Source organism: Wolbachia endosymbiont of Pentidionis agamae (genome assembly GCF_036711655.1).
Lineage (GTDB): Bacteria > Pseudomonadota > Alphaproteobacteria > Rickettsiales > Anaplasmataceae > JAZHPY01.
This window is the reverse complement of the sequence record NZ_JAZHPY010000024.1, coordinates 1-12,274: the sequence shown is the minus strand read 5'-3', so window position 1 is coordinate 12,274 and position 12,274 is coordinate 1. Positions and strand designations below refer to the sequence as shown.

The 12,274-nt window shown below is 30.7% G+C and carries 10 protein-coding genes and 1 tRNA gene; 6 read left to right on the top strand and 5 right to left on the bottom strand.

Translation table 11 applies throughout. The features are described from left to right. From V6U76_RS02200 to V6U76_RS02185, 4 genes are all read right to left on the bottom strand, one after another. The coding region (locus V6U76_RS02200) for a 30S ribosomal protein S15 (RefSeq protein ID WP_333023388.1) at positions 1 to 138 on the bottom strand (138 nt) is incomplete at its 3' end. A gap of 13 nt (positions 139 to 151) precedes the next feature. After that, entirely contained in the window at positions 152 to 1,015 is an 864-nt protein-coding gene (gene truB / locus V6U76_RS02195) for a tRNA pseudouridine(55) synthase TruB (protein ID WP_333023387.1), read from the bottom strand. 276 nt (positions 1,016 to 1,291) lie between these two features. Beyond that, positions 1,292 to 2,278, bottom strand: a complete 987-nt coding sequence (locus V6U76_RS02190) for an alpha/beta hydrolase (RefSeq protein WP_333023386.1) — start codon at positions 2,276 to 2,278, stop codon at positions 1,292 to 1,294. Positions 2,279 to 2,402: 124 nt separating this feature from the next. Continuing rightward, on the bottom strand, positions 2,403 to 3,260 hold the full coding sequence (locus V6U76_RS02185; protein ID WP_333023385.1) for an alpha/beta hydrolase: 858 nt from the start codon (positions 3,258 to 3,260) through the stop codon (positions 2,403 to 2,405). A gap of 81 nt (positions 3,261 to 3,341) precedes the next feature. On the opposite strand from V6U76_RS02185, the gene pheT reads away from it, so the two are divergent. From pheT to plsY, 6 genes are all read left to right on the top strand, one after another. Then, positions 3,342 to 5,684 (top strand): phenylalanine--tRNA ligase subunit beta, encoded by a 2,343-nt coding sequence (gene pheT, locus V6U76_RS02180; RefSeq protein WP_333023384.1) that lies wholly within the window; start codon positions 3,342 to 3,344, stop codon positions 5,682 to 5,684. Between the two features lie 120 nt (positions 5,685 to 5,804). After that, the gene (locus V6U76_RS02175; protein ID WP_333023383.1) at positions 5,805 to 6,359 is read left to right on the top strand and encodes a hypothetical protein; all 555 of its coding nucleotides are present in this window, start codon (positions 5,805 to 5,807) and stop codon (positions 6,357 to 6,359) included. A 21-nt stretch (positions 6,360 to 6,380) separates the two neighbouring features. Next, positions 6,381 to 7,628 carry a hypothetical protein gene (locus V6U76_RS02170; RefSeq protein ID WP_333023382.1) on the top strand — a complete coding sequence of 416 codons (1,248 nt, stop codon included), beginning with the start codon at positions 6,381 to 6,383 and terminating at the stop codon, positions 7,626 to 7,628. A 307-nt stretch (positions 7,629 to 7,935) separates the two neighbouring features. Beyond that, positions 7,936 to 10,758, top strand: a complete 2,823-nt coding sequence (uvrA, locus tag V6U76_RS02165; RefSeq protein WP_333023381.1) for an excinuclease ABC subunit UvrA — start codon at positions 7,936 to 7,938, stop codon at positions 10,756 to 10,758. A 342-nt stretch (positions 10,759 to 11,100) separates the two neighbouring features. After that, positions 11,101 to 11,421, top strand: coding sequence for a hypothetical protein (locus V6U76_RS02160; protein ID WP_333023380.1), 321 nt, complete (start codon positions 11,101 to 11,103; stop codon positions 11,419 to 11,421). Between the two features lie 64 nt (positions 11,422 to 11,485). Beyond that, a complete protein-coding gene (plsY, locus tag V6U76_RS02155) occupies positions 11,486 to 12,073 on the top strand; it encodes a glycerol-3-phosphate 1-O-acyltransferase PlsY (protein ID WP_333023379.1) in 588 nt (195 codons plus the stop codon). Positions 12,074 to 12,201: 128 nt separating this feature from the next. On the opposite strand, the gene V6U76_RS02150 is transcribed toward plsY, so the two are convergent. Continuing rightward, positions 12,202 to 12,273, bottom strand: a tRNA-Asn gene (locus V6U76_RS02150). Position 12,274: the final 1 nt, after the last annotated feature.

Here is a 12,274-nt window from a genome sequence, read left to right as displayed (position 1 = left end):
ATGCGTTTTAAAATGATTAGTTAAATTACTAATCCTCTCAGTCAAAATTGCACACTGCACGAATGAGGAACCAGTATCATTTTCTTTTGTAGCATAAATATTAATTAAAATTTCTTTTCTTTCAGGTGTAATTGACATACCAGCTGTCCTATTAAATACAAAAAACACGAATAGGCTTTATAATGCCATTAGCAAAACAACAAATAGCTATTGGCAAATCATCTACTACAGTATAACAAATATCATTGTTCTTTAAATTAGACAAGCAATTTAATATTAATTCCTGTCCATTTTTTATCTTTTTTGCATCTTGAAAAGAAATATTTACCTTGACAATACTTTTTAGAACACTATGAATGGAGATAATTGAGTTGGAATCTATTGATCGAGGCATGATTATCGATTGACTTTCTTTAAAATCACCTACCATTACTCTTCTTAATTTTATAATGTGACCAAAGCAACCTAAAGATATACCAAGATCTCTAGCGATAGATCTAACATACACTCCACTACCGCATGATATAAAGAAATCTGAGCTATTATTTACCACGTCATGAGAAATCAATATTAGTTGATATACTGAAACGAATCGTGGTTTTAAACATACTTCCTCCCCATTTCTCGCAAGTTTATGTGCTCTTACTCCATGAATTTTAATTGCAGAAAAATTAGGAGGAGTTTGCTCTATTGTTCCAACAAAATTTTTAATTAAAAGTTTTATTTGATTTAAACTAGGCTGCACACTACTTCTTTTAACAACCTCGCCTGATAAATCATCTGTCGTTTTTTGTTCACCCCATTTGATTGTAAAATTATATGCTTTTAAGCCTGAATATACGTACGGTATTGTTTTAGTTGCCTCACCAAGCGCAATTGGTAAAACACCTGTTGCAAGCGGATCAAGCGTACCTAAATGACCAGCTTTCTTAGCCTTAAAAAATTTCTTTATTTGATTTACAGCTTGCGCTGAAGTTAATCCAATTGGCTTATCTAGATTTAACCAACCGTGCATGCTAGATTTATTCTCTTCTGACATTCAGTTCTTTTACAGACTCTGTAAGATACGTCTTTATGATCGCCATCAGAGCGCATGCTTTAATAATCTTACCAGTACCTTCACTACTATTTGACTTTAACATAGTTATGCAATCTCTTTTATTATTCTGTCATTACAATTATTTATTGCAATACTATATGTAGAAGTACCATCTAACACGTAGTAATTCCTAAACTTGTCTACGTTCTCTATTGATGATTTAATCAGTAAAAAATACTTGTTCCTATAAATTTAACGAGTTGTACATGATTTGTCTAGATCCTCTTCCTTAATACTATGTATTGCAACATTATCATATGCAGTATTTTGATAATTATTACAGTGCACATTATATTTCTCTTGTGAATTTATCACTCGTTTTATACTATCTATTGTCATATCTAGATTATGAAATATGTCTAAATGACCATTTTTATTACTATGTTTCAACATAGTAACATTTTTATTATCAGTAACTTCATCTGTTAACATAGTTGCTAATTGCATAGGCTTTGTAACTACTTGATCATTATTATTATTAATCACTACAATTGGTATATTGGTCTCATTTTTGATGTTTCCTACTATATCATATTCCAAATCCAATTTTTTGAGCATTTTATTTAAAAGTGATGAAGGTAACATGGATAAAAATTTTGTTTGCGGAAGCGGGAAATGTTTTATTACATTTTCAAATGAACTAAAAGTGTTATAAAATATTGCACCACCAAGCTTAACATCTTCATTTCTATAGTGCTTTAAAAGTTCTGATACATCTGTTCCTCCAAAGGAATACCCCAAAAGAATAATATCTTCAGGCGCAACTCCAGAATCTTTCAACTCTTTTATCTTCTCTATTGCTGGCCTGATTAACTTTTTATCTGTATTCATAACAGGCATAGTCAGCAACACAACTGAAAGCAAAGTGAGGACAAAAGTTGAAGCTATAGCAGCAGCTATAGCTGTAGGAACTGCATTAATTACTGAAAAAAGACTAAGTATTACTACTACAATAGGCGTTATTATAGCTGCAGCTAATGATACTAAGCTACCTACAAGAAAGTAAAGATATCTTTGAAATACCTTTGGGTACTTATGTGCAGAGATTGAAACATTCTCGATATTATTATAGCATAACCCATAGTGCAGCAAGCCCACATATCCCTCAGCATTTTTATGATTATCGCCAATTCCATGAAAGAATATTATATGCTTTTTCTTAGTCTTTTCCTTAGTCATTATGCTTTTTTTATGTATCTATCAATATACTATATTATAGTATACGTTATTTTTCATAAACATCAATTAGAACATCTTAACTTACAATCTATGCTGAGATAATTCTCATTAATTACACATGATACTAATCGTAACAGGAGTTGTTTGTTATCTTTTTCATACTCTGTACTATAATGTAATCAAACAATGAATTTTGCATGATTTCATCGTGATAGCCATCATTATGATATATGCTGATATTTTTACTATAAAATTTATTTGCTAATGAAGTTGCTAGTTGTGCAGGTTTTGGTATTACATTATCATTATTACTATTTATTATTATAATTGGTAAGGAAGCTTTATCTTTAATAATTTCTGCTATATCATATTCTAGGTTTAATGTTCTCAATACCTTATCTAAAAAAGATGAAGGTAATATAGACAAGATTTTTGTTTGTGGAGATCTAAAATTCCTTATTGCAGCTTCAAATGAGCTAAAAGTATTATTAAATATTATGCCGCCCAGCACAATATCTTTGTTTATAAAATACTTTAAAGTTTCTGATGCAGCGGCTCCACCAAAAGAATGTCCATAAAGTACAATATCTTTAGGTTCAACATTATCATCTATTAATGATTCTATGTGCTCTATTGATGATTTTATTAACCCTTGGTTTATATTCATAAAAGGTATAATTAGCAATATTATAGAACATAAGGTGAAAATTAAAGCAGTAAAAACTGCTTTAATGATTCCTGATACAGAAAAATTACGTATTACCACAATTAAAGAAGTAATGATAGCTCCTATAAGCAGTAGGCTGATTATAAAATAGAGAGTATAGCTTTGAAACGCTTTCGTATATTCATGTGCATAGACCGAAATATTGCAATTTTTTAAACTTCTATCATGCAGTGACTCCACGTAAGCTATTGCACGCTTATGATTATAAGTGATTCCGTGAAAGAATATTAAATGTATTTTATTTGTATTTGTCATTCAACTTTAAAAAATCAATTTTTCTTAGGCATCTATTATGTTATATAATAAATCTTATTTTTTTATTTATTTTAAAAATTTGTGAAGATCACATTATCTTGGTTACTAGAGTACTTAGATACTAATGCAAGTTTAACGGAGATTACAGATAAATTAACGCATATAGGGCTTGAAGTAGAGAGCGTTATTGATAACGCCAATTTGACTGGATTTATTGTTGTAAAAATACTTGAAATTGCTCCACATCCAAATGCTGATAAGTTAAAATTATGTAAAGTAGATTGTGGTGATAAAATCCTGCAGGTAGTTTGTGGTGCGAGTAATGTTAAAAATAATATGAAAACAGTGCTTGCTTCAATAGATAGCATATTACCTGGAAGTGATATAACAATAAAGTCCATAAAAATACGTGGTATTTTAAGTGAAGGTATGCTTTGTTCTGCATCTGAGCTTGAACTAAATTACAAAGATAATGAAGGAATAATAGAGCTATCAGATGATTATCAAGTAGGAGATAAATTTTTTAATAATGACACTATAATAGATATTAATATCACTCCTAATCGTGGTGATTGTTTAAGTGTATATGGAGTAGCACGTGACCTTTCTGCAACTGGAATAGGTAAATTAAAACCTATAAATCACCCTAAAATATTTAGTTCTATTGACTCAATAATTGATGTTGAAGTTTCTGATGATGAAAGTTTTTTTACTGGAAGATATATTACTGGGGTGCAAAATAAAGAAAGCCCCAGATTGCTAAAAGAAAGATTACAATCTGTAGGTATAAATTCTATTTCGCTAATTGTTGATATTGTGAATTGTATCATGATGTCTTTTGGTCAGCCAATGCATGCATATAATGCAGATAATATAGAAAAAAGATTGACAGTAAGAAAGGCAACTGATGGTGAAAATTTCACCGGTTTAAATGGTAAACAATACTCACTCAATCAAGATATCACTGTTATTTCTGATGATAAGAATATTCATTCAATTGCTGGAGTGTTAGGGAGTAAGCGCAGTGAATGTACTTTAGAAACCACAAATATTTTTCTAGAGTCAGCGTGGTTTGATCCAATTTCTATAATCAAGTCCTCAAGACAATTAAATATTTCTACAGATTCTAGTTACAGGTTTACAAGGTCTGTTGATCCTAGTTATACGATTAATAGTTTAAATCTTGCAACACAAATGATTTTAGATCTTTGTGGTGGAAAAGCTTCAAGTTTAGTATCTTCCGGCGATTTTAACAAAAAAAATCATTATATTGACTTTAATTATCATGATGTGAATAAATTTGGAAGCATATCAGCATCATCTGATGAGATATTCTCCATTCTTACAAAATTAGGATTTGATATAGACAAAAAAATGGATGATAAATGGAACGTAAAAGTTCCTAGTTGGAGACCGAATATCACTATAGCTGCTGATTTAATCGAAGAAGTAACAAGAATATACGGCTATGATAAAATAAAAGAAGAACCTCTGTTATCAAATAGTATTAAAGCAAGCAGCATATACGATAATTTACGCACTGTTATGTCTAGGAGAGGTTTAGATGAAGTCTTCACTTGGTCATTTATGAGTGAACCTATAGCTGAAAAATTTGGTTATTTTAATAAACAATTTATTATTGAAAATCCAATTAATAATAATTATGACATAATGCGTCCAAGTATTATTCCAAACTTATTACAGGTAATAAGTGATAACAGCTCTTACGGAGTACAAGATGCAGCAATTTTTGAAATCGGACCAATTTATAATAGCGAAGATGTTTTGAGTGAGCCAATTTATACGCTTAGTGGAGTTAGAGTTGGACAAAATTTACCGCGCAACCATTATAATATTAATAGGGATGTGGATATATTTGATGTTAAAGCTGATATAATTTCAGTTTTAGAATCTTTAAATATTAATTATAATGATTTAAAAGTTGAAAGAACAAGTAAAGAATATTATCATCCAGGTAAATCAGGTGCTTTTTCTTTCAAAAACAAAATATTTTGCTATTTTGGCAAGTTACATCCAAATATAGTAGATTTTTATAATTTAAAACAAAAAGTTGTTGGTTTTGAGCTGATGTTACAAGATATTCATAAACTACCAGTTAATAAAAAGCAGTTTATTGATTATAAATATCAAAGTGTAAAACGTGACTTTGCCTTCATAATAAATAAAGATATACAGGTAGGTCATTTAATTGATTTAGTAAGAAAAAGCTCAAAACTTATAACAGAAGTTCTTGTGTTTGATGTGTATCAAGGTCCGAATATAGAAATAAATAAAATATCTGTAGCATTCTCTGTCACTTTCTGTTCTCCTACTCACACTTTAAGTGAAGAAGAAATTCAAAAACAGTCTTATATGATAATTAATTTGGTACGTGAGAATACTGGTGGCGTCTTGAGAAGTTAAACATAAAAGATAAATAAACACATGAAATACAAGTATGTATTCTAGTTTAGAAAATTTTGCTTTGGAATTATTTGGTTACCACTATAATTATATTATAAATTACATTTATGTGAGGATAATATGATAAAATTAAATAACAATATAATAAAATCTATCCAAGACTTTTCTTCCAGTTATAAAAAGAAAGGTTCATTAAGTTCTTCTTTAAAAAAGAGTCCTTATAAAGAGAGTAAATATCTAAATAAAGAAATTAAAAGAATTCTTGAATCTAATGAGTTAAATAATGAAAAGACTCTTTCATTACAAGATTTATATTTATTATACCATGCTGTTAACAGAGACAAGCCAAAATTGGCAGATCTTATAAGTGAATTAGTGAACGATATATTCAAAGAAGATTCAAGTAAAAGTCTGCTTGATAATCAAAAGCTTTTTTATGATGAATCTTGCTTTGATAAGTGTATGCAAGATCCAGAACAGTATTTTTCTAGAGTTTTTGATGTTCTGAAGAATATAGATCGAGCAAAATCTAAGTTCTTTACAAGCGATGAAAAACGTTATGATGTTGAAATTAAACAAGTAAAAGAGCTGCTTAAGAGCAAAGATGAAGTTATAGGAAAAACAATGATTGGTAAACCTCTATCTAATAAACAAATTAATATAATTCTAAGTTAGCAACTGAAAGCTTATGAAAAATTGAATGAAAAAATTAAAGTTAGGAGTTCTGAAGGTGGTGTTGTTTTATCATCAAAATGCGATTTTGATTATAACGAGTTGAAGTTTATTGATGGTGATAAAAAGTATAATGATTTAAGCATTTTCTTGCAGGATTACATAACAAGATATGAAAAGAGACCAGGAAGAGAAAGAACTATAAGCAATAAAGGTGATTTTCCTATTGAATATAACAAGCATACAGCATTGCTGCATAATTCTTCAGATAATCCATCTGAAAGAGCAATGGCACAGCTAAAATTAACACGTACACTGGAATATGATGGTAGTCTAGGAGGGGAAGACAATATCTGTAGGCGCATGGCATTTAGGAGCATGCCTGGAGAAAAAAATACATATGAGTTAATAGAAGTTAAGCGTGTTAATTATGATGGTGGTTTAAATAAAGGTGATCATGGAGAGTTTTTTGGCCCGACGTGGAATAGGAATATGAGGTACGAAGATTTTACTCTATCAGATAGTGATATTACAGTTACTGATGTTTCAGAGAAAGAGTTTAAGGAAGAAATGAAAAGTCCAGCTATAAAAGATTATACAAGCGATGTGGGTAATCAGCATTACTTGTCTATTATGATTCACATTTTATGTCCTAAAAGTAAAGGACGTACTCATGCACATCAAAATCGTTATCCTAACACTCAATTTGATGGTATTGGTCACTCTAGAACTCAATCTGATTGCGGTGGTTTAATGATTGATAGTATAGGTCCTGAAACTGATGGTATTGACGACTCTGGTGATGGAGTTGAGGTGACTGATGGCTGTAGTTTTGAATCTGATTGTGCTTATGATTCTGATGATGAAGTTGAAAACAATTATCAAACTTCACGTGCTTTCTGTTCAGATAAAGGAACTACTATAAAAAGTTCTGGTGCTAGAAAAGTTCAATATGATGATTGTAAAATAAAGTTATGTTGCATTGACTTATTTACTGGTCTCATTGCTAAAAATGACTTAACTCTTCATGAAATGCTTAATGAAAGTGTAGTAAAAGCTATGGAAAGTAGAGCTCAAGTATTTCCACAAAGTAAAAGTGATAGAACTGTGCAACCTCCTACTTCAAAAGAGTTAGGACAAGCATCAACAAGTAAAGTATTGAAATCTTCTGCTCCAAAAGAATTGCCACCAACATATGAGGAAGCAACAAGTACTCAATTGCATAGCGTAGATTCAGTTCAACAATCTTTTAGTAACCAACTTGGTTTGTAATAGTATGAACATATATCCCGTGACTCTGTCACGGGATATTACTTCTAATTTGACATCTGTAGATTATTTTTGTTTACAAGTTAAATAGTTGGTGCTTCATAAGTTGTAGTCTCACATTTTTTTAATTTAAATATTTCTTAGTAACAGCACATATAGTTCATAATTTTCTAATTACCTTATCTTAATGATTACATATCACAATTAAAGGTATACCTAATTCTAGATAGCAACTGTTCAAAAAAGAAAAGTATTTCTACAATTTTTCACGCTTTTACTATATAATGTTTTAAAGTATTAATGCATAAGTATGGATGACTTTATAAGAATAAAAAATGCGAGTGAACATAATCTTCAAGGAGTTGATATTAATATACCAAAAAATAAACTTGTGATTTTTACTGGGCTGAGTGGTTCAGGGAAGTCAAGTTTAGCATTTGATACAATTTATGCAGAGGGACAAAGACGTTATGTAGAAAGTTTATCATCTTATGCTCGCCAATTTCTAGATATTCAAGATAAACCAAAGGTTGAATCAATTACTGGACTTTCCCCGGCAATATCTATAAATCAAAAATCTATTTCTAAGAACCCAAGATCAACAGTAGGAACTATTACTGAAATTTATGACTATTTAAGGCTTTTATATGCACGTATAGGTGTTCCTTACTCTCCTTATACCGGATTACCAATTACAAAACATACTGTATTTCAGATATTAGATACTATAAGATCTTTACCAAAACAAACTAAGATTTTTATACTTGTGCCTATTATACGCAGCCGCAAGGGTGAACATTACAAGGAAATATCAAATATAAAAAAACAGGGTTATGTAAGACTCAAAATAGACGGTCAAATATACAATATTGATGATCTGCCTGTATTAGATAAGAATAAAAAACATAATATATTAGTTATTGTAGATAGAATATCTATAACAGATGATTCAATAGGGAATCGCCTTGCAAGTAGCATAGAAATGGCATTAAAGCTTGGCGGTGGCTTAGCATATGTGGAAATAGTTGAATTACCAGGTGGTCATAATTCAATTTACACTAATGGTCAGACTCTACGTTTCTCAGAGAATTTTGCTTGCCCAGAGTCTGGATTTACAATTGAGGAAATAGAACCTAGATTATTTTCTTTTAACAGCCCATATGGTGCATGCAGTGCGTGTAATGGATTAGGTAAAAAACTTGGTATTGATGTAAGCTTGATCATTCCTGATGATAGCCTTTCTCTTGCAGAAGGTGTTTTAAAGCCAATAGGAGCTCTCAATCTTCATAGATCAAATTATGGTGCTTTCAATGACTTGATTTTACCATTAATGAAAGATAATATATGTGACCTAAATACTCCATGGAGAAATATAGATCACCATATAAAAAATATTATTTTATATGGCTTTCAACACAATTTAAAAACTATTCCAGGTTTAGTAAATATAATGGAAAAAAAGGTAAATGATGAAGATGAGGAAATTTTTTCTGAACAGTACTGTTCCATTACTAAATGCAATGAATGTAATGGATCAAGAATAAAAAAGGAGGTACGTTTAGTAAAAATTGAAAATAAAAATATATGTGACGTAGCAAATCTAAGCGTTAATGAGGCTCTCTTATGGTTTATAGATTTACCGAAAAGCCTTACAGAACAACAAAAGCAAATATCGGAAAAGATATTAAATGAAATAATAAAAAGGCTGGAGTTTTTAAAGAATGTAGGGCTAGACTATTTAACATTAGATCGTGAATCCAGTACACTCTCAGGAGGTGAAAGCCAAAGAATCAGGCTCGCATCTCAAGTAGGTTCTGGATTAACAGGAGTGTTATATGTATTAGATGAACCATCAATTGGCTTACATCAATGTGATAATGACCGGCTCATTAATACACTCAAAAATTTGAGGGATATAGGTAATACTGTGATTGTTGTTGAACACGATGAAGATACAATAATGGCTGCAGATTATGTAGTTGATATAGGCCCTGGAGCAGGTAGCGATGGTGGAAAAATTATTGCAGAAGGCACTCCAGAACAAATTTTAGAAAATACAAGCAGTATAACAGGGCAATATTTAAGTAGGACAAAAATAATTCCTTGTCATAAAAAAAGAGAGCCAACGAATCAATTTATACAAGTATTTGGTGCATGTGAGAATAATTTGAAGAATATAGATGTTCAATTCCCAGTAAGAAACCTAATTTGTGTAACTGGTGTATCTGGAGGGGGAAAATCAAGTTTAATTATAGAAACGTTATATAAATACTTGGCTCACGGAATACATAGAGTGAATACAAGGTTTGGTAAGTGTTCACGTATCTTAGGAATAGAACACATAGATAAAGTAATAGAAGTTGAGCAGTCTCCAATAGGAAGAACACCAGCATCAAACCCTGCAACATACGTAGGAATTTTTACCCACATAAGAAATTGGTTTGCAGGGCTTCCAGAATCAAAAGCACGAGGTTACACAATAGGAAGATTTTCCTTTAACACTAAGGGAGGAAGATGTGAGGTTTGCAAAGGAGATGGGCATCTAAAAATAGAAATGCATTTTTTGCCTGATGTATACGTAAAGTGCGAGCAGTGCAAAGGAAAGAGATATAATAGAGAGACACTTGAAGTAACTTATAAAGGACAGTCAATATCTGATATATTGAATATGACAGTAGACCAAGCTTGTGGTTTTTTTGATAATCTTCCATTAATTAAGGAAAAATTAGTATCTCTAAGAGAAGTAGGATTAGGGTATATAAAGCTTGGTCAATCGTCAACTACATTATCTGGAGGAGAAGCGCAAAGAATAAAATTATCGAAAGAATTATCAAAAAAATCCACTGGAAAGACAATATATATTCTTGATGAACCAACAACAGGACTACATTTTGAAGATATAAATAACCTACTAAGAATATTGCATAAGCTAGTTGATTTAGGAAATACAGTAATAGTGATTGAACATAACTTACACGTTATAAAAACTGCTGATTATATAATAGATATTGGCCCTGGAGGAGGAGATAAAGGAGGCAGGGTAGTTGCTGCTGGCACTCCAGAGGAAATAATTAACGTTGAAGAAAGTATAACTGGAAGGTATCTTAAGCCATATCTATATAATTTAACATAAATAGAAATCATTTTAATTAACCATTAATTAACTCAATCATAGTAATTATTTGTTTTAACGTTTGGGAGGTTATTTGAATATTTTAATAATTATGCTAACACCAGCGCTATTCCTGCAGTAAAAAGTTCAGGTTCAAAAAAAGTACCTATAAATAGTTTTTATAAATCTTTATATCACGTTGATTACGTTATTGGTGGTGTAAAAGCCATTGCTGTAGGAAATGATAACATTGCCATAAATGAACATGGTGTTATACAGAATAAAAATGCCTTATTCACAAGAGATTGGACATACATAGGTTTAGCCAAAACTGTCCTTTTTGTACTGATTACTTTAATTGTTATGCCTTTATATTTAATATATGCATATATATCATACTTGTCAGTAAAGACACTAAAAGTAAGTACAAATAGTAATGATTACAAAAAAAATAACCTATCATCTGATAAACATATAATAAAATCTTCAATAAAAGCATTGGAACATAGTTTTTTTATTGCTGACTACATCAATGCCATTCTAAGTTACGCTTTCACTGCTGTTATTTATAGTATTACATTGCTTATTACTCCAATAGTATGGGCAACTGATAAAATATCAAGTAAGCTTGATGAGATAAAAGAGCCAGAAAAACTTAATAAAGATACAGTTCAAATAAAGTAGTAATAGTTGAGTATTTAATGAAATTATTGACAGTATGTTTGATTGCTTTTAAAGTTCAAATGTCATGTGGGTATTTGAAAAATTTATAGTGTTAGTGTTGTCATATATTTTAGGTTCAATACCTTTTAGTTTAATTATAACAAAGATGAAAGGTATTGACCTTAGGCTAATTGGTTCAGGAAATATTGGAGCAACAAATGTTTTAAGAACAGGAAAGAAAGGACTTGCTGCGCTAGCTTTGTTACTAGATTCTCTTAAAGGGTTTTTTGTAGTGTATTTGGCGCAAAAAATTTTTAGTAATAACGGATTGTACGTACAATTATCGGCAATTTTAGCAGTTTTAGGACATATGTTCCCTGTATGGCTAAAATTCAAAGGAGGTAAGGGAGTTGCAACAGCTCTCGGTATTTTAGTATCATTTAATATTAACATTTTTTTAATTTTTTTGCTCTCTTGGATTATTGTTTTTCTTATCTTTAGATATTCCTCTCTTGCTTCGCTTAGTGCTACTGCAATAATTGCAGTAGCATCTTTCTTTTTAGAGAAAGATTTATTTTTCATGTTGTTAATCATAGCAATATTAATTTTTTTCAAACATCGTACAAATATTATAAATCTTTTGCATGGAAAGGAGAGTAAATTCTTGTATTAATAATAACTAACCTAGCTGTGATAATGTAATGACATTATATAAAAAACAGATGAAACTAACATGTTACTTTTTAAAACAAGTGAAACCTTTCTTCTACTTCTTGTGCTAATCTTTGCAAGAAACTTAAGCTCCCCGGGCCGGATTCGAACCAGCGACCAATTGGTTAACAGCCAACTGCTCTACCACTGAGCTACCGAGGAA